Genomic DNA, 21717 nt, shown 5'->3' with positions numbered 1-21717 from the left:
CGCCCGGCAGCAGGGCCGACAACGTTGACCTCCGTGCTTCCCCGGCCAGAACCGTAATCTCTTCAGAATCCCAATATCAAGGAGCGCACCACATATGGCAGAGTTCGTTCAGACCGTGCTCGGACCGGTGGACCCAGCCTCCATCGAAAAGATCCTGCACCATGAACACCTCACGTCCCTTATAAATGGACAGTGGCTGTCGGGCGGCCGCAACTCTGACCCAACATCAGCCGCCGCAGCCAAGTCTGACTACGACGACCAGGCGGCATGGGCGGTGACAGCGCTCAGCGGCATCAAAGCCCTCGGCTTTAACACGGTTGTCGATTTGAGCCCATATAGCGTTGTCGGTCGTTCAGCCTGGGGGGAGAATCTTACGATCCTGCAGGACGTGTCTCGACGCTCCGACTTGCACATCATCGCTGGTTCCTCCGTCTACCTTGAGCCGTACAGTCCCGGTTGGGCGGTGGAAAGCACCCTGGTCGAGATGACGGAGCGTTTCACACGTGACGTCACCGACGGGATCGGCCAAACGTCAATCCGGGCAGGGATTCTAGGCGAGCAAGCGACCGGTCTTAACGAAATAACTCCGCATGAAGAAAAGTGCCTGCGCGCGGCGGCCCGGGCTCACAACGCGACCGGAGTAGCACTTGTCACTCACACCACCCACGGCACCATGGCCATGGAACAGGTCACAATTCTGCAGACCGAAGGCGCCGACTTGAGCCGCGTAGTCATTGGCCACATGGATATTCAGCCCGATCTGGACTACATCCTCAAGGTTCTCGACAGCGGAGCAAACATCGCGTTCGACACGATCGGCAAGCAGTTCTGGGATTTTGTCCTCGAACCGCCCCCCAAAACACGGCCTGAGGGAGAGTTCACCAAGCGCGCCTACTACCGCGCCGATAGCAGCCGTGCCACGCGCCTGAGCGAGCTGGTGGATCGAGGGTATGTGGACCAGATCCTGCTCTCCCAAGACCTTACGGGCGCCGAGGTCTACCTCAACGACAAAACGCACGGCGATTGGGGCTACGCCTACCTGGGAGCTGTTTTCGTACCGATGGCTCAGGAAATGGGAGTGAGCTCGACCGATCTCGACGCCATGCTTCGGGACAATCCGCTTCGCCTTCTCACCCGGAGCGAAGCATGACCCGCTCACACCCACGCCCGCGTCCAGAACACCAAACACGAACGGCTCCTAGACGAACGAGTTTCGTCCGGGACACGGAAGAACTGATGAATCATGCCGGATAACGACTTCACGGCTCGTCCCGATGACATCTTCGTCATCGGCATAGACCTCGGTGGAACAAAAATCCGAGGGGGCATCGCAACCCTCTCGGGCGATATCGTCGCCGACAAGAAGATCCTTACCAACACGAATGGAATTGACCTTGTCGATCAAATCGTGGACCTCGTCGCAGATCTATGTGAAACCATCGGCGCACGGCTCGACCAGGTCGCTGCCACGGGTATCGGCGGAGCCGGTGTACCCAACCAGGCGGGCAGCAGCTTCGATCTTGCACCCAATCTCACCGCACTTGACAACAAACCGTTCGCCCAAGGCCTGATCCGGCGCCTGGGACACCCGGTGATCCTGGAAAACGATGTCAATGTCGCAGCTATCGGGGAACTCCACCACGGAGTAGGTCTGAACACCTCCAACTTCGTCTTCATCTCGGTGGGAACCGGAATCGGTATGGGAATCGTGGCCAATGGCCAGCTCGTGCGCGGGGCCCGAAGCTCCGCCGGCGAAATCGGCTTCCTCCCATTTGGCTCAGACGAGCTAGTTCTGTCGAATCATGTGCGAGGCCCCTTAGAAGAGGCCGTCGCAGGAGATGCACTGGCCAAGACCTACCACGCTTCGACGGGTCACTCCCTCTCCGCCCAGGAGATATTCGCAAGAGCAGCTCACGGCGAACCACATGCGGTAGCCGCCGTGGACCACGAGGCGAAGTGGCTTGCTACCGCCATCGTTGCAGTGCGAGCCGTCCTCGACCCTGAAGTCTTCGTCCTCGGCGGGGGCATTGGCAGCAGAGCCGATCTTCTTCCGCCCATCCAATCGTGGCTAACCCGCCTTGGCGCGCACTCTCTCGATATCAGGTCAAGCGAACTTGGACACCGCGCTCCCATTGCCGGTGCGGTTCGACTGGCACTAGACGCAGCACTCCCCTCACTGGAAGGACAACCACGATGAGCACCACAACACCGGAAAGGCTCGCCCCCGCCGCCCGGATCCGGAGGGTGAACTGGAGCAACTACGTCGTCTACATTGGCTTCATTCTTGTCTTCGTCTTCTTCGCCAGCACGCAAACTCAGTATTTCCTCACCACAACCAATCTGTTCAACATCATCATTCAGGCGACACCGATCACGATCATGGCGATCGGGATGGTCTTCGTACTGAGCACCGGAGAAATCGACCTCTCGATCGGCTCGGTCGTCGCCCTCTCAGCGCTGACGTCGGCGGTCGTCCTGCAATCAACGGGCCAATGGTGGCTCGCAGCTCCGGCAGGCCTAGCCATCGGCGCAGTGGTGGGTCTCATCAATGGGATCTTCGTGACCTGGGTCCGACTTCCGTCTTTCCTCGTCACTCTCGCGACAATGGGGTTGGTTGCAGGACTCGCACGTCAAATCACCGAGCTGCAATCTGTGCCGGTGACGGACAGTGCCTTCGTCTGGCTCTTCGGCGGCGGAACTTTCCTTGGCCTGCCCATCATGCTGTGGTGGACTGCCACGGTAGCCCTGGTGGGCTGGCACTTACTGCGACAGAGACGATACGGCGCACACGTTCTGGCTGTCGGCAACAACCCGTCCGCCGCCCGGGTAAGTGGGATTCGGGTCAATCGAGTTCGCCTGATGGTCTTCATGGGCAGCGCCACGATGGCAGCACTCGCCGGCTTGCTCTACGCAGGACGGTTGCAGGGCGCCCGCTACACACTCGGTGAGACAGACCTCATGACGGTGATCGCCGCAGTCATCGTCGGGGGAACAAGCCTGTTTGGTGGGAAAGGAACCGTAGTCGGTGCGCTGATCGGCAGCCTCCTGATGAGCATGATCAACAACGGGCTCATCCTCGCCGGACTCAACGTTTCTCAGCAGATGATCGTGCGCGGCGTCATCATCCTCATCGCGGTGTCGTTCTCACTTCGCGGCAAGAAGAGCTAGGAGAACTGAACATGTTCCTCAGCCTGCTTCAACGGCGAAACGCGGCACTTCTGGACGCCGCCGCGATGCTCCACGCCCTCGGCGACTTACCCACGAACACTTACGCGATCGACCTCGATGCCGTCAAGAAAAACGCGTCTGCGTTCGTGAACGAAGCGACTCGGCTTGGGCTCAGAGCGTTTGCCATGACCAAACAAATCGGACGAAACCCGGATGTCTCCCAGGCGCTCGTCCAGTCCGGCCTGACCCACGCCGTCGGTGTCGACCTCGAATGCGCCATTGCGGCGACCACCGGCGGGTTACGAGTGGGCCATCTGGGCCATCTCGTCCAGATTCCCCGCCACCAGGCCGCCGTGGCCGCATCGTTGGAACCGCTCTACTGGACCGTGTTCAACGAGACCAAAGCGCGTGAGGCGGGAGCCGCCGCGCTCAACCAAGGGCGAATCCAGGACGTACTCCTCCGTGTCGTCGACGTCGGAGATCAGTTCTACACGGGGCACGAGGGAGGATTCGCCCTCGACGACATTGTCGCGGCGGCGAAACGAATCGACACCATCCCGGGCGTGCGATTCGCCGGCCTTACGACGTTTCCCGCCACTCTCTTCGATCCGGTCAGTGCCACAGCGAAGGCAACGCCGAATCGCCGAACACTCACCGAAGCGAGGAATCGTCTCCTTGCCGCCGGGCGCGTCGACATCGAGATCAATGCACCTGGGACGACCTCAGTGTCGATCCTGGAGAGTCTGGCGGCAGATGGGGCGACCCAGGTCGAACCCGGACACGGACTCACCGGCACCACTCCGTTGCACGCTGTTCAGGATCTCATCGAAGAGCCCGCGATCGCCTACGTGAGTGAAGTGTCGCATCTCTGGAATGGATCGGCCTACGTCTTCGGTGGAGGTCTCTACGTCGACCCTGTGCTCGGCGACAGTCGAACAGAGGCGCTCATCGTCCCCCCGACGGCGACCAGCACCAGCGACGCGATCAAACTCCGCGTCGACATGCCTGCCCCCGGATCAATTGACTACTACGCCTCCATCCCCCTGAGCCACAATCACGGCGTTAGCGTCGGAGACACTGTGATCTTCGGCTTCCGCCCACAAGTATTCGTCTCACGCGCGCTCACCGCCGCAATCTCCGGAATCTCTACCGGGCACCCCCACGTTGAAGGTATCTGGTCTTCTGACGGGTCCGCGCCCCTCTCCCCATCCCTCTCCAGAGCCAACCAAGAAAACAGGACACTCCCATGGACACCTTGATTTCGACGCCAGCCTCCCACACACAATCAGACTCACCAGCTCTCCGCCTGGTAAGTATTCACAAGAACTTCGGCGGCGTTGTCGCCGTCAAACGCTTTGACCTTGAGGTGCGAGCCGGAGAAATCGTGGCCCTGGTCGGCGACAACGGCGCCGGGAAATCTACCCTGGTGAAGATCATCTCCGGTCTCTACCAGCCCAGCGACGGTGAGATCTGGCTCAACGGCGAACGCGTCAATTTCCGTGACGCTTCGGACGCGCGAGCTAAAGGCGTCGAAGTGGTCTATCAGGACTTGGCGCTGGTCGAAGATCAGCCCGTCTACATGAACATGTTCCTCGGCCGGGAGCTCACCACGTCACCCCTCAAGGTGCTTGATCGCAAGAAGATGGCCAGAGTGACGCAGGAACTCGTGGACGCGCTCGACGTGCGCATCCCCTCCGCAAAAGCCACTCTCAGCGACTTGTCAGGCGGGCAACGCCAGGCCGTCGCGATCTGTCGAGCCACTCATTGGGCTGGTGGGCTGGTACTCATGGATGAACCGACCGCGGCCCTGGGGGTTGCCGAGACCGCCAAAGTCGAAGCCCTCATCTCCAAACTCCGTGACCGCGGGGCCGCCGTCCTCATCGTCAGCCACAACATGGACCAAGTGTTCAGGCTCGCTGACCGGGTCGCGGTTCTGCGCCGGGGAACCCAGGTAGCAGTCAAGCGCATCGCCGACACAACACACAATGAACTGGTCGCGATGATCACAGGACTCGCCTCATGAGCGGTTCCCTGAACACGACCGCGGGGAGCCACATGCGTTCCGAAATTGCAGAACAGCCTGACCGGTGGCTCGACCTCATCGCCAGACAACGCGAACAGATCGCGGCCGCGGCCCAGCTCATAGTTCTCACGAGTCCCGATCTCCTCATCTTCGCTGCCCGAGGCTCCAGCGACCACGCGGCAATGTTCGGCCAATACCTCGCCCACAACATGCTGGGAATCCCTGCCCTCCTCGCCACACCGAGCACAGTGACTGCATTCGGAACCCAGCTCAGATTTCCGAATTCTGTGATGCTCGCCGTATCTCAATCAGGGGAATCTCCTGACCTCCTCGAGACCGTGCAGGCGACACAACACGCAGGCGTTCCCGTGATCGGACTCACAAACGACAAATCGAGTTCGTTGGCGAAGCTGAGCGATGTGCACGTCGCTCTGTCGGCTGGCCCAGAACTCTCAGTGGCCGCCACGAAAACGTACACAGCAGAACTGCTCGCTCTCTATGCCACGATCATGCTGTCGTCTGGGATCACCTGGCTCACGATCTGCCAGCGAATAGAAGCTGCGGCAGAGGCCGCCAAGACGCTGATGGACGAGAGCATTCCCCTCGTAGCCTCGTTGGCAACATCGATCCTTGGCCATGATCGAGTACTCATCGTTGGGCGCGGCTACTCAATGTCGACAGCGAAAGAGGGAGCTCTCAAACTAATGGAGACAAACCGCATTGCGGCTTCCGGTTGGAGCGCAGCCGATGCAAAGCATGGACCCTTGGGCCAGATCGTGGCAGGCACCCCCGTCATATTTCTCACCTCAAGCCCCGGCGGCCGAGAATCAGTAGAATCACTCGTCGGCGATGTTGAAGGACTAGATGGGAGTCCCCTCTTCATCGGCCCTGACGAGTATTCCGCACTCAACTACCCCGGCCTCGACACTGCGCTTATCCCGCTCCTGGAAATTATCCCGCTGCAACTGTTGGCCCTTGAGCTCGCTGCCCTGCACGGGTTGGATCCCGACCGACCCGCCGGACTCCTGAAGGTAACGCAAACTCGCTAAGGCGCTGCAACTCTGAAGCTGCACTCAGAGTCTTTAGCCGACGATATCGAGTCGAGATAGGGAAAAAACATCTCTGCTTCGCTCGCTCACACCACAAGTAGACAAGCGCCGGCAGTGATCGCAGGTCGACCACGGTGCCCCGATGCTGGTGGTCAGTGCTTCGATGCCGTGTTGATTTTGGCGGCAAAAGTCCTAGCTTCCATGCCTCGATTTGCACCTACGACCACTGCCCAGGAATACAACTCGCCGTTTACGGTCATGCACAGTCCCCGAGTGTCAACGGTCTTCTTCGACTTGTCGCCAAAGATTCTGACATCCATTCCTAACATCACGGCCGCCGCGACGCGCGTGGGCGAGATCCTACGTTCGAGGCCGCCAACCGCGTCCACAAACGCGTGTGCCCCGCGAATTGTCTGAACCTGACCGCGATAGCTAATGGTGTCTCCACTGATTTCCAGACCGCAAAACCTCGACGGAAGTCTCTCGGCCCAAGTAGTCAGCCGATTTCCCGGAGTTCGCCCCGCAACCTCCTCAATCGCGATGGAGGGATCAGGCTTCCGCAGCCCTGCGGAGTCAACCCATCCGCTGCCAGCATGATGAGAGAAAATCGCAAGTGATCTCTTCGGAACGGCCCCTGCAATCGCAGCCTTGACCCTGAACGCAAAGGACTGCCATTCGATGTTCGAGGCACTACCAGAGAATTGAATCGTGTTGATGTCTTTCGCAGGCTTTGCCGGGGCCACCCAGCTCGCAACAAGATCAACGCGGAGATATCCCGAGCGCATTCCCGCTGCCGGCTCGAACACAGCCCCGCTCAATGCCGTCAATGGCAGTACTCGCAAGTCGCGCCCGGCACGAAGCGTCAGGTCGTTCGCATCGAGTTCTGCGCTCCCGAACAAACCCTTGATGCGAAGGGGAATGGCCACGATTGGCCGGCTTGGAGTAACGAACTGACCGTGCGCATGCTGCTTCTCGGGAAGAATCCCGAGGGACACGGTCGCAGTGGCCTTCTCCTTGGCTGCCGTGGCGAACTGCAACGAGTGCAGTTCTTGCAGAAATTGAGTGAGGAGCCGCCGCCTCTGACCCTCTGACAACTCGTGCACCGCATCGCTTTCCTGCGCTGCTTCAACCGGCGCTGTGGACTTCTCGCTAACACCGCGTGCGTTTCGGAGATCCTCGAGGAGGCTCGTCTCCCCGAGGTCCAACTCTTCTCCACCATGTGCTTCCACCTCCTCGGGCCTCGCCATTGAGGGCTGGTCCTCCCGACGGTGGCCCTGGTACTTCCCGTGCACTGTGTTGCGCACATCTTGCGGGGCACGTCTCCTCACGGCATCGAAGAACACCCGCGCATCCTGCAACTGGTCATTACGGAATCTGACACTTACGCGGCCCAGGCTGGTTTGAAATTGGATGGACCCGACAGTCAGAATCGTTGGCTCTGCGAATGCCAATCCAACGAGATCCTGGAACCCGATCACCAGGACGGATACACCAAGTGTTAATCGCTCCGCACCGCTTGTGGCCCGAATGGCTAGTCCACTATCCGTTACGTCCGCGTCGCAGCCTCGCCCGTGAAAGTTCATTTCTCTGCCGCCCCCTGTGTCACACGACACCTCGTCAGTTTAGATCGCGTCCAAAATGACCCCGTCAGCAAACAGGCCGCCGCGCCTGGATCGATTCCCTAACGCCCGACAGACAAAGCAACCGGCAGTTGCGTCCCTCGTTTCACCCGAAACCAGGTCGCGCGTAATCGGCGGCCTTGGGCACATGCCACCGGAGTCTTTCAAGTACCTTGGGCGTTTAACGCCCGGAAGCCCGACCATTCAGCGCCGATACGGCTGCCGAACGCGTCCAGAATCATTAAAAACAGAAGGCCGGCTGAGCATTTCTGCCCAGCCGGCCTGTTCGCTTGGATTTCATGAAAACCATTCCTGGATTTCCTGAAACACCCGCTGTGCGCGAGGGGGGACTTGAACCCCCACGTCCTTTCGAACACTGGCACCTGAAGCCAGCGCGTCTGCCAATTCCGCCACTCGCGCGAACTTAGGAAGATTAGCACTTTCTGGGGGCCATGCGCCATTCGAGGCGGTGTGGGCCGGTTTGAGCCCGTGCCACCACAGCGACCCGGCAGGCCAAACGCCCGACTCGATCGGAGAAACGGGTGATCTGGGCACCCTCCCGTAGGATGACAAACCGTGCCCCCAATTGCCTGGCGGGCGAGTTAACACTTCAGGCAAGTAACATGCAGATAGCCGAAAGGATCGGATCGGGAGACCTGTGGGCATTCTGGATAACTTTGAAAAAGGCTTGGAGCGCGCCGTCAACGGTGCATTCGCCAAGACCTTCAGGTCGGGGCTGCAGCCCGTGGAGATCACCTCCGCACTGCGCCGCGAGCTCGACACAAAAGCAGCGGTCGTGTCCCGCGATCGCATCCTCGCGCCCAATCGCTTCGTCGTTCGGACGAGCCACGCGGATTACCAGCGCATGACCAACCTCGGCCCGACCCTCATCGACGAGCTCACCGAGCTGGTCCAGCAGCACGGTCGCGAACAGCGCTACCAGTTCGCCGGCGGCGTGTCGATCGCCCTGTCCGACGACCGCGGCCTCAGCGAGGGCATGGTGCAGATCGACTCCAGCACGATCAAGGGCAGCGTCACCTGGACCCCGGTGGTCGACGTGAATGGCAAGCGCTACCCGCTCACCAAGTCCCACACCGTCATCGGCCGCGGCAGCGACGCCGACATCACCGTCGACGACACCGGCACCTCCCGCCGCCACGTCGAGATCCTCTGGGACGGCTCGCGCGCCCAGGTGCGCGACCTCGGCTCCACCAACGGCTCCCAGCTCAACGGGTCCCCCGTCAAACAGGCCATCCTCGAACCGGACTCGGTCGTCACCATCGGTCGCACCCGCATCGTCTTCCGGGTCATCGCCCAGGCCGCCGCCGGCGAGCCCATTGCCGACCGCCGCCACGAATCGCCCGCCGAACGCCACGACATGGGCGGATTCTGGGGGCCCTCCGCATGAGCGTCAGCGAGTTAACGCTGCTTGTGCTGCGCCTCGGCTTCCTGCTGGTGCTGTGGCTGTTCATCTTCGGCATCGTCTACGCGCTGCGCAGCGACCTGTTCGGCCAGCGGGTGCGCAAACAGCAGCAGGATGCCGCGGCATCCGCCCCGCCCCTCGCTTTCGCGGCCGCCGTGCCGACCCCGGTTCCCGCCGCCACCCTGCCGCCGGCCGCCGCCTCTGCCACGGCCCTGACCGAGCAGCTGACCGCCCGTCCGGCCGCTCCCCCGGCACGTTCCGGACCGGAACGGGCCACCGCGAAGAACGCGACCCGCCTGGTCATCACGTCCGGTCCGAAGTCGGGCACGGAGTTCCCGCTCACCTCCGACTCGGTCACGATCGGCCGGTCGGGAGACTCGAGCCTTGTCATCCGAGACGACTACACGTCCACCCACCACGCCCGGCTGATGCTCTGGAACGAAGAGTGGATGATCCAGGACCTGGATTCGACCAACGGCACCTTCCTGAACGGCTCGCGCCTCGCCGTGCCGACACCGGTTCCCCTCGACACGCCCGTCAAGATCGGCGCTACCAGCTTCGAGCTTCGGCGGTAGCTGCATGGCGACAGTCAGTCACAGCGCGGCCGCGTCCCACGTTGGAAAGATTCGGTCCAACAACCAGGACTCCGGGTATTCCGGCCGCCAGCTGTTCATGGTCGCCGACGGAATGGGCGGGCACGCCGGCGGCGACGTCGCCTCGGCGATCGCCACCAAGCGCATCATCGAGGCCGACCAGCCCTACCGAACCCCGCAGGACGCCGAGTTCGCCCTGCAGGCCGCCCTCATCGCCGCGAACTCTCAGTTGGCCGAGACCGTGTTCGAGCACACCGAGCTCACCGGCATGGGCACCACTGTCAGCGCCCTCGTCGTGCTCGAGGGAGAGGTCGCGATCGCCCACATCGGCGACTCCCGCATCTACCTGCTCCGCGACGGCGAGCTCTCCCAGATCACCGTCGACCACACCTTCGTGCAGCGTCTCGTCGACAGCGGCCGCATCACCGAGCAGGAGGCCATGGTGCATCCGCGCCGGTCCGTGCTCATGAGGGTGCTCGGCGACGTGGAGTCGTCGCCGGAAATCGACACGTCGATCCTGGCCACCCTCCCCGGCGACCGCTGGCTGATCTGCTCCGACGGGCTGAGCGGGGTGGTCTCGAACACCGCCATCGCCGCGGCCCTCTCCACCGACCTCGACGCCCAGGGCGTGGCGGACCGCCTGGTCAAGGAGAGCCTTGACGGCGGGGCGCCGGACAACGTCACCATCGTCGTCGTCGACATCGGCGCCCCCGACGAGCGCGTCGACGTTCCCACCGTGGTCGGCTCCGCTGCCGCCCCCCTCGCCTTCGGGGAGGAGCCGAGCCGCAGCCGCGCCCTGCGGATGTCCAGCCTGCGCCTGCACCCGGTGCGGGAGACCCACTTCGAACCTGACTCGCAGGACTACCTTTCCGAGCTGATCGAGGAAGACGAGCGCCGCGCCCGCCGGCGCAAGATCACCTGGCTGATGGGCATCATCCTGCTTGTCATGGGCATCGTCGGCGCCGCATTCCTCGGCTACCAGTGGACCCAGACTCGCTACTTCGTCGGGGTGGAAGGCAGCAACGTCGCCATCTTCCAGGGTGTGCAGCAGGATCTCGGCCCGATCGCACTGTCGTCGGTCTACGAGGACACCAGCCTGAAAGTGTCCGAGCTGCGGGTGTTCGACCGCCAGCAGGTGCAGCAAACCATCAGCGCGACCTCCCTGGAAGACGCGAAACTCATCGTCGAACGGCTCCATGATGCCACCCTCAAATAGCCGCGGCACGGCGACGGATGCCGCCCAGCGCCCGCAGGGCGCCAAACCGGTCCGTGTGCGCCGTCTCCATCTCCCGCAGAAGCTGCGCAACCTCGAGTTGTTCCTGCTGCTCATCGCCTGCGGAATCAACGCGGCCGCCGTGGTGCTCGTGCAGCTCGGCGCCCTCGGTCACGTCGACACCACCCTCGTGCTGCTCGGTGCGGGCCTGTCCGTGCTCGTGCTGTGCATGCACGTGGTGCTGCGTCTCGTCGCCCGCGACGCCGACCCGTTCATCCTGCCGATCGCCTCCCTGCTCAACGGCATCGGCATCGCCATGATCTACCGCATCGACATCGCCAACGGCGACGCCGGCTGGGACAGCTCCGCCGTGCGCCAGACGGTGTGGAGCGCCCTCGCCATCGCCTGTGCGATCGCCGTCCTGCTCATCATCCGCAACCACCGGGTGCTGTTCCGTTACACCTACGTCGCCGGTTTCATCGCCGTCGTCCTCCTGCTCCTTCCACTGGTGCCGGGCCTGGGCCGGGAGGTCAGCGGCGCCCGGGTCTGGATCGGGATCGGCTCGTTCGCCACCTTCCAGCCGGGCGAGATCGCCAAGATCGCCCTCGCCGTGTTCTTCGCCGGCTACCTCGTGCGTAACCGCGACAGCCTGTCGATGGTCGGCAAGCGATTCCTCGGCATGCGATTCCCGCGCCTGCGCGACCTCGGCCCCATCCTGGTGGTCTGGGCGCTGTCGATGTCGGTCATCATCTTCCAGCGCGACCTCGGTACCGCGCTGCTCTACTTCGGCCTGTTCCTGGTCATGCTGTACCTCGCGACCGGCCGGCTCAGCTGGGTGCTCCTCGGCATGACGCTGTTCCTCGGCGGCGCCGTGATCGCCAGCCAGACCCTCGAATACGTCAACGGCCGGTTCACCAACTGGCTGGACGCGCTCAACCCGGATGTCTACGGAGCCAACGGCGGCAGCTACCAGCTGGTCCAGGGCCTCTTCGGCCTCGCCAAGGGCGGCCTGATCGGAACCGGGCTCGGCCAGGGCCGTCCGGACATCACGCCGGTGCCGCAGAGCGACTACATCATCGCCAGCCTCGGCGAGGAACTCGGCCTGGCCGGACTGTTCGCCATCCTGGCCTTGTACCTGCTCTTCGTCGCCCGTGGTTTCCGGATCGGCTTCGCCGGCAACGACGACTTCGGCAAACTGCTCGGGGTCGGTCTTTCCTTCGTCGTCGCCCTCCAGTGCTTCATCGTGATCGGCGGCGTCACCCGGGTGATCCCCCTCACCGGCCTCACCACACCATTCCTCGCCGCAGGTGGTTCGTCGCTTGTGGCGAACTGGATCATCGCCGCCCTGCTGCTGCGCCTGTCCGACACTCTGCGCAACCAACCCAGGCTGGTGATTTAAGTGAATCGCGAACTCAAGCGCGTGAGCATCGTCGTGATGCTCATGTTCGTCGCCCTCCTCACCTCGACCACCATCATCCAGGTCTTCCAGGCCGACAGCCTCACCGCGGACGCCCGCAACACCCGCACGCTCTACGACAGCTATTCCGTCGAACGGGGGGCCATCCTCGTGGCCGGCAACCCGATCGCCCAGTCGATGCCCGTCGCCGACGACTACAAGTTCCAGCGCACCTACAGCAACGGGCCGCTCTACGCGCCGATCACCGGCTTCATTCCGATCAACGGTTCGCCGACGGGGCTGGAGCACGCACTCAACGGCGAGCTCAGCGGCACGTCCAACGCGCAGTTCTTCGACAAGATCAACTCGCTCATCACCGGCCAGAACGCCAAGGGCGCCTCGGTGGAGGTCACCATCGACCCCGCCCTGCAACAGGCCGCCTGGGATGCCCTGGGCGACCTCACCGGGTCGGTGGTCGTGACAGAGCCGAAGACCGGCCGCATCCTCGCCATGGTCTCCAAGCCCGGGTACGACCCGAACCTGCTCACCGTGCACGACAACCAGAAGGTCACCGACAGCTACGAGTCGCTGGTCAGCGACACGTCCAACCCCCTGATCGACCGGGCGATCAACGCGCTCAACCCGCCCGGTTCCGTCTTCAAGCTCGTCGTCGTGACCGCCGCCCTCGAATCCGGCAAGTTCACGCCCGAGAGCACCTTCCCGAATCCGGGCACCTTCCAGCTGCCTGGGTCGAGTTCGATTGTGATCAACTCGGGCGGCGGAACCTGCGGCGGCGGAGACACCGTCACCATCGCCACGGCGCTGCGCCTGTCCTGCAACATTCCCATGGCTGAACTGGGACTCCAGCTCGGCGACAAGGCCATCCGCGACACGGCCGAGAAGTTCGGATTCAACACGGATTATTCGATTCCGTTGAATGTGTCCCAGAGTGCCTACCCGCTCGAACTCGATGACGCCCAACTGGCCTTGTCGGCGTTCGGGCAGACCAGCGTGCGCGCCACTCCGCTGCAGATGGCCATGGTTTCGGCCACAATCGCCAACGGTGGCGTGGAAATGGCCCCGAACCTGATCGACCAGATTCTTGCGCCGAACCTGAGCCCGCTTCAGTCCTTCGAACCCCGAACCCTGAAACGGGTGATGAGCGCGGAAACGGCCGCGACGATCACCCAGATGATGGTGAATGGGGTCCAGGACGGTGCCGCCAGCAATGCAAGAATAGATGGGGTCAACGTGGCAGGTAAAACGGGTACGGCAGAGAATGCCGCCGATGATCCTTACACCTTGTGGTTTACCGGATTCGCCCCCGCGGAGGATCCGAAATATGCAATCTCCGTTCTCGTCGAGGATGGCGGGGGACTTGGCCAGACGGGGTACGGCAATCTCCTTGCCGCACCAATTGCAAAGCAGGTACTAGAGGCGGTGCTGAATAAATGAGACCCACAGCAGGGCTCACCTTCGGGGGACGATACGAACTGCAATCCCGGATCGCCATCGGCGGTATGGGAGAGGTGTGGCAGTCCGTCGACCTCGTGATCGGCCGCACCGTCGCCATCAAGATCCTCAAGGACGAATACCTGGGTGACCCGGGCTTCCTCGAGCGTTTCCGCGCCGAGGCCCGCCACGCCGCCCTCGTCAACCACGAGGGCATCGCCAACGTCTTCGACTACGGAGAAGAAGACGGCAGCGCGTTCCTCGTCATGGAGCTGGTTCCGGGCGAGGCGCTGTCGACCATCCTCGAACGCGAACATGTCCTGCCCACCGACAAGGTGCTCGACATCGTTTCCCAGACCGCAGCCGCGCTGCACGCCGCGCACGCCGCCGGACTGGTGCACCGCGACATCAAGCCGGGCAACCTGCTGATCACTCCCGACGGCCGGGTCAAGATCACCGACTTCGGAATCGCCCGCATCGCCGACCAGGTCCCGCTCACCGCGACCGGCCAGGTCATGGGCACCGTGCAGTACCTCTCGCCCGAACAGGCGAGCGGCCGCTCCGCCTCGCCCACCACCGACATCTACTCACTCGGAATCGTCGCGTACGAGAGCCTCGCCGGCCGCCGTCCGTTCACGGGCGAGTCCCAGGTCGCCATCGCGATGGCCCAGATCAACGAGACCGCGCCTGACCTGCCCGAGACGGTGTCAGAACCGGTGCGCAACCTGGTCATCTCCTGCCTGGCCAAGAACCCCGCCGACCGCCCGGCCTCGGCCGCGCACCTCTCCCGCGCCGCGGCAGCCCTGCGCCGCGGGGACATCGCCGCAGCGGCGGCATCCGTGCCCGCCATCATGAACGGGGTCACACCGACCGCCGCGACGATGCTCATGCCCGGTGCCGGCGCCATGGCCGCGACGACGGTGCTGCCCACCGGGACTCCGGCCACGCGCGCCTCGACAGCGGCCGCCGCCGCGGCAGCCACGAAAAAGCGCAGCCCGTGGACCTGGCCGCTGATCGCATTGATCGCCCTGCTCGCCATCGTGCTCACCGGAACCCTGATCGCCCTCTTCACCCAGCAGGGCGCCACCCCCGCGGCGACCACCTCGGCGTCCTCGACGCCGAAGGCGACGCCCAAGGCAACCGCCACGCCCACGCCCACTCCAACGCCCACCCCGACCAGTAACACGGTCGAGGTGACCCTGGCCGACTACGCCGGGCTGACGAGCACGGAGGCCCGCGACAAGCTCGCCGGGCTGGGCTTCGTCGTGGATGTGCAGACGGGCAACGCCTCCACCAAGCCCGAAGAGGTCGCAGACACCGTCTACTCGGTGAACCCCACCGGGCCGGTGCGCAAGGGCGAGAAGATCACGGTCAAGGTCTATGCGCCCGCCGTGACCCCGGACGCCCCCACCACGGCGCCCACGGCAACCCCAGCGGCCACGGCTCAGAACAAGCCCGTGACCGTCACCTGGACCGCGCAGTCCTGCCCGAGCGGGCAGGCCCTGTCCGGCTACGAAGTGCTGGCGGAGGGCCAGGGTGCCGTCTCGCCCGCCGCCGTCGGGCCGGACGCGACCACGGCGACAGTGACCACCGGTCCGGAATCCGGAACGTTCACGGTCAAGTTCCGGTACCTCTGCGGAGGGACCCCGTCGCCGTACTCCCCGTCGTCGACCGCCGTCACCGTCACCGCGGTGCCGTAATCGGTGCCGTCATCGGTGCCGGGAGTGTTCCGGTAAAGTAGCTGGGATCTGTGTCCGCGAACTGGGAGTAATGCTTTGACTGATGAAGGCCGTCTGCTCGCTGGTCGATACCGCGTGGGCGCACTCATCGGGCGTGGCGGCATGGCCGATGTCCACATCGGCACCGACTCCCGGCTCGGCCGCACCGTGGCCGTCAAGCTGCTCAAATCGTCGCTGGCCGCCGACCCGGCGTTCCGCACCCGTTTCCGCCAGGAGGCGCAGGCCGCCGCCCGGATGGCGCACCCGACCATCGTGCGCGTCTTCGACGCCGGCGAAGAAACGGTCGTCGACTCGAGCGGCAGCGAAACGCAGATCCCGTTCATCGTCATGGAATACGTCGACGGCCGCCTGCTCAAGGACATCATCCGCGAGGGTCCGCTCGCCCCGGCGGAGGCCGTTCGCATCATCGACGGTGTCCTGACCGCACTCGAGTACTCCCACCGGGCCGGCGTCGTGCACCGCGACATCAAGCCAGGCAACATCATGATCACCAAGACCGGGCAGGTCAAGGTGATGGACTTCGGCATCGCCCGCGCCATCTCCGACTCGTCGACGACGGTCGCGCAGACGACCGCCATCCTCGGAACCGCATCGTATTTCTCTCCCGAGCAGGCCAAGGGAGAGTCGGTGGATGCCCGCACCGACCTGTACTCCACCGGCGTTGTCCTCTTCGAGATGCTCGCCGGGCGCGCTCCGTTCCGCGGTGACAGCCCCGTCGCCGTCGCGTACCAGCACGTGAGCGAAACTCCGGTCAAGCCCAGCTCGATCAACGCCAAGGTGTCGCCGGCGCTCGACACGGTCGTGCTCCACGCCCTGGCCAAGGACCGGTTCGCCCGGTACCAGAGCGCGGTGGAATTCCGCAACGACGTCGAGACCGCCGGCTCCGGCCAGATTCCCGTGCGCCGCACCCTCGATGAGTCCGGGGCCGGACTGTTCGGGGCGCCGCCGACGTCAGCGTCCGGCTCCGAGCTCGCTCTCAAGCAGCTCTCCGAGGACGAGACCATGGTGCGCACCCAGCGCCGCCCCCCGGTCATCTGGGTGTGGGCCGGCATCCTGAGCGTCATCGTCATCGTCATCTCGGTCATGATCTGGGCGTTCAGCCTCACTCCCAGCAGCGACCTGCCCGACAACTCGCGCAAGGTGCCCTCGCTCACCGGGCAGACCTACGACAAGGCCCAGAACGAGTTGCTCGACCTCGACCTCGCGGCGACGATGGCCCAGGAGCCCAGCGCCACGGTCCCCAAGGACCGGGTCACTCGCACCGACCCGCCGGCGGGCACCATCGCCCAGCCGACCGACGTGATCAAGGTCTACGTCTCCACGGGCGCCCAGCCGGTCGAAGTGCCGGATGTCGCCAACATGCCGATCGCGGATGCCCAGGCGGCCATCACCGCCCTCGGCCTGGTTCCAGGTTCGGTCACCCAGGAGAACTCCCCGAGCATCGGCGCGAACCTGGTTCTCAGCACCGACCCGCCGGCCCTGAGCGCGGAGAAGACCGGCGTCACCGTCAACTTCATCGTGTCGAGCGGACTCGTCACCCTGCCCGACCTGGTGGATCAGTCCCTGGTTGCAGCCAGCGACCTGCTCGGCGGCGCGGAGGTCCAGCTGGTGCCGATGCCCACCCCGGATCCCGGCTGCCCCTCGAAGCCTGGATCGCCCGTGACCAAGCAGTCCTTGCCGCCCGGCGACGTTCCGCAGAAGTCCGAGGTTGCGCTGACCTACTGCTCCGGCTGAACGGACCTCCGCATCAGGCCGGCCACCGGCTGAGCGGTCAGTTCAGCTTGAGCATGGGCGTGAGACCCTTCGCGGTCTCCCTGGCCTCCGGCAGGCCGGCCAGTGCCAGCCAGTTGCCGAGCATCCGGTAGCCACCCTCGGTCAGCACCGACTCCGGGTGGAACTGTACGCCGAGGATGGGCGCGGAGACGTGCCGGAGTCCCATGATCACGCCGCCCTGGGTGCGTGACGACACGACGAGGTCGTCCGGTACGGTCGAGTCGACCACGGCAAGAGAGTGATACCGGGTGGCCGTGAACGGCTGGGGCACGCCCTCGTAGAAGGCGCTGTCGTCGTGGGTGATCAGGCTCGTCTTACCGTGCATCAGCTCGTCGGCGTTGGTCACGGTGGCACCGAAGGCCTCCGCGATGGCCTGGTGGCCGAGGCAGACGCCGAACAGGGGCAGTCCGGACTCCAGCGCCGCCCGCACGATCGGGATCGAAACTCCGGCGTCCGCCGGCTTGCCCGGGCCTGGCGACAGCAGCACACCGTCGAATTCGGCGATCCGGGAGGCGGCGTCCGCACCCGCGAACGCGTCGTTGCGCAGGACCACCGTCTCGGCTCCCAACTCCAGCAGGTACCCGTTGAGGGTGTAGACAAAACTGTCGTAGTTGTCGATGACGAGTATGCGGGTCATGGGCTTCCCACCGTGGCTTCCTGGTTGTTGACGATCGAGTCCACCCACGGGAACACCCAGGTGGAAAGAATGACGAGCACGCCGGCCAGCAGGACGAGCACGAACAGGATGCGAAGCCAGACCGGACCGGGGAGAACCCGCCAGAGCGCTGCGTACACGGTGTCTCCTAACCCTGTGCCTGGGCGGCGATGATGGTGGCGAGTTCGGCCGGTGCGCCGGCCGAGGTGGGCTGCCAGGACTCGAACACGCCGTAGGCGATGATGCGCTCGGCGGTGGAGTAGAACGGGTTGCAGCTCGTCAGAGTGATGATGCGGTCCACGGCGGGCGCCTCCGGGCGGTGCGGCACAGGGTCGAGAACCTCGACGGTGGCCGGGGAGACGTATTCGAGGTCGCGGAATCGGTAGGTGTAGAAACCGTCGCTGGTCTGCACATAGATGGGATCGCCGAGCTGCAACTGATGGATCAGGTGCATGCCGCCGCCGTTGGCGCTCCGGTGCGCGGCGACGGCGAAGTTGCCCACCTCACCGGGCATCTGGGTGCCCGGGTAGTGCCCGATTCCGAGCTGCGGACTGTTGAGCACGTCCAGCCCGATCCCCTCGGCGATCGAACGGTGGTAGTCGGCGCCGAAACGCGGGACGTAGAGCACGGCGAAGGCATCAGCGGGTCCCGGCGCCGCTGCCACCACCGGAACGCCGTAGCCGGTCGGCTCCGGCGTCGGCACGGCCGTGTGGCCCCGGGCGAGGCGATCCTGTTCGATCCAGGTGCGGCTGATCTCCGCCGCGGCGCTTGATTGCGACCCGGCCATGACGGCGTCGTTCCACCACAGCTGCCAGCCGAGGAACAGAAGCACCAGGACGCCCGCCGTGATGAGCAACTCCCCGAGGACCCCGGCGACGCCGGTCCGGCCGCGCGGGCGGGGGCGCCGGCGCCCGCGGCGGGTCTCCTCCGTGGCGGGCAGATCGGCTCGGTCGCGCATGGTCTCGATTCTAATCGGCGCGCGGCAGGCCGCCGACGGACCGCCTGCAGGCGGAATCGGGCATACAGGCTAGAATCGCAGGCATGGCACGCACGAATCCCCGCACCAAGCCCGCCCGCACCGAGGTCGTTCGCTCTGGCGAGGAAGCTCCCAACGCCGTATGGTTCAAACCGGTCATGTTCGGCTTCATGCTGATCGGGCTGGCCTGGATCATCGTGTTCTACGTGAGCCAGGGCACCCTTCCGGTCGCCTCGCTCGGTTCGTGGAACATTCTGGTCGGCTTCGGGGTCGCCTTCGTCGGCTTCCTGATGACGACCCGCTGGCGCTGACCACCCCCTTCAGGGGTGGCAATTACACCGGTGTAATTATCCCCATGTGGAAACACCTGTGGATAACTTCGGAATCGGCACCTAGGCCAGGAATTTGGCGAAGCTGAGGGCCACGAGCAGGGCTCCGAAGGCGACGATCAGCGTGGTTTGCAGCCGCTGGTCCCTGATCCGCCGGGTCTGCACGTAGATCAAGCCGATGACGGCTCCGCCGATCAAACCGCCGACATGCGCCTGCCAGGCGATGCCCAGCCCGGGGATGAAGCCGATTACGAGGTTGATGCCGACCAGGACCAGCAGCTGGGTCGAATTGCCGCCCAGTCGGCGCTGAATCACGAGGAACGCCCCCATCAGGCCGAAGATGGCCCCGGAGGCTCCAACCACCGGTATGCCCGGGTCGGCCAGGAAGAGCACGCCCAGGGAGCCGGCCAGGCCGCTGAGGATGTATAGAGCGAAGTAGCGCCCACGGCCGAGCATTCCCTCGAGGATCTGGCCGAAGATCCACAGCGTGTACATGTTGAGGGCCACGTGCAGGATCGAGCCGTGCACAAGGGCGGTGGTGAGCATCCGCCACGGCTCGAAATTGGCCGGGTAGGAGTAGGCGCCGGCGTAGAGCAGGAAGCTCGTGACCCGGTCACCAAGCAGGAACTGAAGCACGTAGACGGCGAACGTGACTCCGATGATGCCGTACGTGACGGTGGGGCTGCCCGCTCCGCCGAGCCGGGTCAGCACGGCCGGTTTGGTGCGGGGGGCGTTCTTTCGCTGCTCCTTCATGCATTCGGGGCAGATGACGCCGACCGCCGCCTGGGTCTGACATTCGGGGCAGATGGTTCGGCCGCAGCGTTGGCAGAGCACGAAGCTCTGCCTGCCCGGATGCCGATAGCAGGAATTAGCGGCGGCACCGGGCAGGTCACTCATGGGTGATGGAGCCTAAACCTGCTCGACGGTGACGCTCTCGATGACAACCTCGGTGAGGGGACGGTCACGGCCGTCGGTGGGAACCGTGGCCAGCTTCTCGACGATCGCGCGGGAGGCCTCGTCTTCGACTGCGCCGAAGATGGTGTGCTTGCCCTGGAGCCAGGTGGTCGGAACGACGGTGATGAAGAACTGCGAACCATTGGTACCACGACCACCCTGGATGCCCGCGTTCGCCATGGCGAGCACGTAGGGCTGGGTGAAGTCGAGGTCGGGGCTGATTTCATCGTCGAACTGGTAGCCCGGTCCGCCGGTGCCCTGGCCGAGCGGGTCGCCGGCCTGGATCATGAAGTCCTTGATGATGCGGTGGAAGACGGTCCCGTCATAGAGGGGAGCCTTCGAAACCTGACCGGTGGAGGGGTGCTTCCACTCGATCTCGCCGGTCGCGAGACCGACGAAGTTCTTGACGGTCTTCGGCGCGTGATTGCCGAAGAGGTTGACCTTGATCGGCCCGAGGGTGGTATTGAGCGTGGCGACGGCAGTGTGCTTTGACATGAAGACAATTCTTGCACAGCAGGATTGGCGCAATCTGACTGCCCAACAGGGGATACCCAGAGCCCTCCCAGTCGATTGCGTGGCAAGATGGAGGGAGTTAGCCACATGACATCGATGGAGGGTCCAGATGAGCCTGTCACGCAAGCGCCGCAAGGAACTGACACGGCTGCGCAAGAGCGCAGACGAATTGTGGAACCACCAGCAGGAAGTGCTTGAGCGCGCAAACGCGATTGCGCGCGAGGCCGGCCGCCAGGCCGGGGTGCTCACCCGCGAGGAAGTTGTTCCGCGGGTGCGCGAGAGCTACGAGAACATCCTCCGCCCCAGCGTGCACGCCACGCAGGAACTGGCAGAGGGCGTGCGCCATCAGGTCGTCGAAAAGGTCCTCCCGGGCCTGGGCACCGCGATCGGCACCGTGATGAGCGTCGGCGACGTCGCGCGTGACGCGCGCGTGCGCGCCGCGATCAACCGGGTGCGGTTCCAGAAGCCCGTCGTCATCGAGAAGAAGGGCCTCAGCGCCGGCAGCTACATCGCCATCGGTGTCGGCCTCGCAGCCGCTCTCGGAGTCGCCTACGCCGTCTGGCAGACGTTCCGCGCAGACGACGAGCTCTGGGTCGCCGAAGACGAGCCCGCAGCAGCCACCTCCGTCGAGGACTAGTCCTCCGAGGTTTTTCAGGAGGGGCCCGCATCCATCGGATGCGGGCCCCTCCTCTTGTCATCACCCGCTGTTGGTCGCGCCTGTCGAGGCCCGTGAATGAATCTTCGAATAAGTTATCCACAAGTAGTGACAAACGCTCACATTTGTGTTCGTGTTTTGGTATCTTCGTGGCATGGACTCACCGGCAGAGCAACTCAGACAGGCA

At 64.2% G+C, this 21717-nt stretch carries 21 protein-coding genes and 1 tRNA gene; 15 read left to right on the top strand and 7 right to left on the bottom strand.

Annotation, left to right across the window (positions count from 1 at the left end; genetic code table 11):
• The first annotated feature begins 94 nt into the window (after positions 1-94).
• From E3O32_RS05945 to E3O32_RS05920, 6 genes are all read left to right on the top strand, one after another.
• Positions 95-1150 (top strand): phosphotriesterase family protein, encoded by a 1056-nt coding sequence (locus E3O32_RS05945; RefSeq protein WP_134507612.1) that lies wholly within the window; start codon positions 95-97, stop codon positions 1148-1150.
• A gap of 93 nt (positions 1151-1243) precedes the next feature.
• Positions 1244-2197, top strand: coding sequence for an ROK family protein (locus E3O32_RS05940; RefSeq protein WP_134507611.1), 954 nt, complete (start codon positions 1244-1246; stop codon positions 2195-2197).
• Complete coding sequence (locus tag E3O32_RS05935; RefSeq protein WP_134507610.1) at positions 2194-3168, top strand: ABC transporter permease; 975 nt, start codon at positions 2194-2196, stop codon at positions 3166-3168. Before E3O32_RS05940 ends, E3O32_RS05935 begins: the two co-directional genes overlap by 4 nt.
• An 11-nt stretch (positions 3169-3179) precedes the next feature.
• Complete coding sequence (locus tag E3O32_RS05930; RefSeq protein ID WP_134507609.1) at positions 3180-4427, top strand: alanine racemase; 1248 nt, start codon at positions 3180-3182, stop codon at positions 4425-4427.
• Entirely contained in the window at positions 4415-5191 is a 777-nt protein-coding gene (locus E3O32_RS05925) for an ATP-binding cassette domain-containing protein (protein ID WP_134507608.1), read from the top strand. The genes E3O32_RS05930 and E3O32_RS05925 overlap by 13 nt, the downstream gene beginning before the upstream one ends.
• Complete coding sequence (locus E3O32_RS05920; RefSeq protein WP_134507607.1) at positions 5188-6240, top strand: SIS domain-containing protein; 1053 nt, start codon at positions 5188-5190, stop codon at positions 6238-6240. The genes E3O32_RS05925 and E3O32_RS05920 overlap by 4 nt, the downstream gene beginning before the upstream one ends.
• Before the next feature lie 152 nt (positions 6241-6392).
• Here E3O32_RS05920 and E3O32_RS05915 read toward each other — a convergent pair whose 3' ends face one another.
• Entirely contained in the window at positions 6393-7691 is a 1299-nt protein-coding gene (locus E3O32_RS05915; protein WP_134507606.1) for a hypothetical protein, read from the bottom strand.
• Positions 7692-8195: 504 nt separating this feature from the next.
• A tRNA-Leu gene (locus E3O32_RS05910) sits at positions 8196-8279 on the bottom strand.
• A 238-nt stretch (positions 8280-8517) separates the two neighbouring features.
• Between E3O32_RS05910 and E3O32_RS05905 the strand changes: the two genes are divergently transcribed.
• The 7 genes from E3O32_RS05905 to pknB all read left to right on the top strand — a co-directional run bounded on the left by E3O32_RS05905 (position 8518) and on the right by pknB (position 17409).
• Positions 8518-9267: an FhaA domain-containing protein gene (locus E3O32_RS05905; protein WP_134507605.1), complete on the top strand. Its 750-nt coding sequence runs from the start codon at positions 8518-8520 to the stop codon at positions 9265-9267.
• Entirely contained in the window at positions 9264-9857 is a 594-nt protein-coding gene (locus E3O32_RS05900) for an FHA domain-containing protein FhaB/FipA (RefSeq protein WP_134507604.1), read from the top strand. Before E3O32_RS05905 ends, E3O32_RS05900 begins: the two co-directional genes overlap by 4 nt.
• 4 nt (positions 9858-9861) lie before the next feature.
• Complete coding sequence (locus tag E3O32_RS05895) at positions 9862-11091, top strand: PP2C family protein-serine/threonine phosphatase (RefSeq protein WP_134507603.1); 1230 nt, start codon at positions 9862-9864, stop codon at positions 11089-11091.
• Complete coding sequence (locus tag E3O32_RS05890) at positions 11075-12487, top strand: FtsW/RodA/SpoVE family cell cycle protein (RefSeq protein WP_134507924.1); 1413 nt, start codon at positions 11075-11077, stop codon at positions 12485-12487. Before E3O32_RS05895 ends, E3O32_RS05890 begins: the two co-directional genes overlap by 17 nt.
• The gene (locus tag E3O32_RS05885; RefSeq protein WP_134507602.1) at positions 12488-13939 is read left to right on the top strand and encodes a peptidoglycan D,D-transpeptidase FtsI family protein; all 1452 of its coding nucleotides are present in this window, start codon (positions 12488-12490) and stop codon (positions 13937-13939) included.
• The gene (locus E3O32_RS05880; RefSeq protein ID WP_134507601.1) at positions 13936-15636 is read left to right on the top strand and encodes a protein kinase domain-containing protein; all 1701 of its coding nucleotides are present in this window, start codon (positions 13936-13938) and stop codon (positions 15634-15636) included. The genes E3O32_RS05885 and E3O32_RS05880 overlap by 4 nt, the downstream gene beginning before the upstream one ends.
• A gap of 75 nt (positions 15637-15711) precedes the next feature.
• On the top strand, positions 15712-17409 hold the full coding sequence (pknB, locus tag E3O32_RS05875; RefSeq protein ID WP_134507600.1) for a Stk1 family PASTA domain-containing Ser/Thr kinase: 1698 nt from the start codon (positions 15712-15714) through the stop codon (positions 17407-17409).
• 37 nt (positions 17410-17446) lie between these two features.
• Here pknB and E3O32_RS05870 read toward each other — a convergent pair whose 3' ends face one another.
• The 3 genes from E3O32_RS05870 to E3O32_RS05865 are packed head-to-tail and all read right to left on the bottom strand — an operon-like array spanning position 17447 to position 19061.
• On the bottom strand, positions 17447-18085 hold the full coding sequence (locus tag E3O32_RS05870) for an anthranilate synthase component II (RefSeq protein ID WP_134507599.1): 639 nt from the start codon (positions 18083-18085) through the stop codon (positions 17447-17449).
• The gene (locus E3O32_RS17205) at positions 18082-18243 is read right to left on the bottom strand and encodes a hypothetical protein (protein ID WP_166788730.1); all 162 of its coding nucleotides are present in this window, start codon (positions 18241-18243) and stop codon (positions 18082-18084) included. Before E3O32_RS17205 ends, E3O32_RS05870 begins: the two co-directional genes overlap by 4 nt.
• 8 nt (positions 18244-18251) lie before the next feature.
• Positions 18252-19061 (bottom strand): class E sortase, encoded by an 810-nt coding sequence (locus E3O32_RS05865; RefSeq protein WP_134507598.1) that lies wholly within the window; start codon positions 19059-19061, stop codon positions 18252-18254.
• 83 nt (positions 19062-19144) lie between these two features.
• Here E3O32_RS05865 and E3O32_RS05860 point away from each other — a divergent pair, with 83 nt between their 5' ends.
• Positions 19145-19390, top strand: a complete 246-nt coding sequence (locus E3O32_RS05860; protein WP_134507597.1) for a cell division protein CrgA — start codon at positions 19145-19147, stop codon at positions 19388-19390.
• A gap of 81 nt (positions 19391-19471) precedes the next feature.
• Here the strand turns inward: E3O32_RS05860 and E3O32_RS05855 are convergent, their stop codons facing one another.
• Positions 19472-20161: a rhomboid family intramembrane serine protease gene (locus E3O32_RS05855; RefSeq protein ID WP_241974622.1), complete on the bottom strand. Its 690-nt coding sequence runs from the start codon at positions 20159-20161 to the stop codon at positions 19472-19474.
• Positions 20162-20317: 156 nt separating this feature from the next.
• A complete protein-coding gene (locus E3O32_RS05850; RefSeq protein ID WP_134507595.1) occupies positions 20318-20857 on the bottom strand; it encodes a peptidylprolyl isomerase in 540 nt (179 codons plus the stop codon).
• Between the two features lie 127 nt (positions 20858-20984).
• Here E3O32_RS05850 and E3O32_RS05845 point away from each other — a divergent pair, with 127 nt between their 5' ends.
• Entirely contained in the window at positions 20985-21512 is a 528-nt protein-coding gene (locus tag E3O32_RS05845; protein WP_134507594.1) for a hypothetical protein, read from the top strand.
• Positions 21513-21717 lie beyond the last annotated feature (205 nt).

The sequence above is a fragment of the Cryobacterium mannosilyticum genome (assembly GCF_004402705.1).
GTDB lineage: Bacteria > Actinomycetota > Actinomycetes > Actinomycetales > Microbacteriaceae > Cryobacterium > Cryobacterium mannosilyticum.
This window is presented reverse-complemented; position numbering and strand designations above follow the sequence as displayed.

Coding starts and splice junctions, on each gene's coding strand:
- E3O32_RS05935 (WP_134507610.1), top strand. CDS start 2,194: ATGAGCACCACAACACCGGAAAGGCTCGCCCCCGCCGCCCGGATCCGG.
- E3O32_RS05890 (WP_134507924.1), top strand. CDS start 11,075: ATGCCACCCTCAAATAGCCGCGGCACGGCGACGGATGCCGCCCAGCGC.
- E3O32_RS05845 (WP_134507594.1), top strand. CDS start 20,985: ATGAGCCTGTCACGCAAGCGCCGCAAGGAACTGACACGGCTGCGCAAG.
- E3O32_RS05940 (WP_134507611.1), top strand. CDS start 1,244: ATGCCGGATAACGACTTCACGGCTCGTCCCGATGACATCTTCGTCATC.
- E3O32_RS05880 (WP_134507601.1), top strand. CDS start 13,936: ATGAGACCCACAGCAGGGCTCACCTTCGGGGGACGATACGAACTGCAA.
- E3O32_RS05865 (WP_134507598.1), bottom strand. CDS start 19,061: ATGCGCGACCGAGCCGATCTGCCCGCCACGGAGGAGACCCGCCGCGGG.
- E3O32_RS05945 (WP_134507612.1), top strand. CDS start 95: ATGGCAGAGTTCGTTCAGACCGTGCTCGGACCGGTGGACCCAGCCTCC.
- E3O32_RS05895 (WP_134507603.1), top strand. CDS start 9,862: ATGGCGACAGTCAGTCACAGCGCGGCCGCGTCCCACGTTGGAAAGATT.
- E3O32_RS05860 (WP_134507597.1), top strand. CDS start 19,145: ATGGCACGCACGAATCCCCGCACCAAGCCCGCCCGCACCGAGGTCGTT.
- E3O32_RS05930 (WP_134507609.1), top strand. CDS start 3,180: ATGTTCCTCAGCCTGCTTCAACGGCGAAACGCGGCACTTCTGGACGCC.
- E3O32_RS05850 (WP_134507595.1), bottom strand. CDS start 20,857: ATGTCAAAGCACACTGCCGTCGCCACGCTCAATACCACCCTCGGGCCG.
- E3O32_RS05925 (WP_134507608.1), top strand. CDS start 4,415: ATGGACACCTTGATTTCGACGCCAGCCTCCCACACACAATCAGACTCA.
- E3O32_RS05855 (WP_241974622.1), bottom strand. CDS start 20,161: ATGAAGGAGCAGCGAAAGAACGCCCCCCGCACCAAACCGGCCGTGCTG.
- E3O32_RS05870 (WP_134507599.1), bottom strand. CDS start 18,085: ATGACCCGCATACTCGTCATCGACAACTACGACAGTTTTGTCTACACC.
- E3O32_RS05900 (WP_134507604.1), top strand. CDS start 9,264: ATGAGCGTCAGCGAGTTAACGCTGCTTGTGCTGCGCCTCGGCTTCCTG.
- E3O32_RS05920 (WP_134507607.1), top strand. CDS start 5,188: ATGAGCGGTTCCCTGAACACGACCGCGGGGAGCCACATGCGTTCCGAA.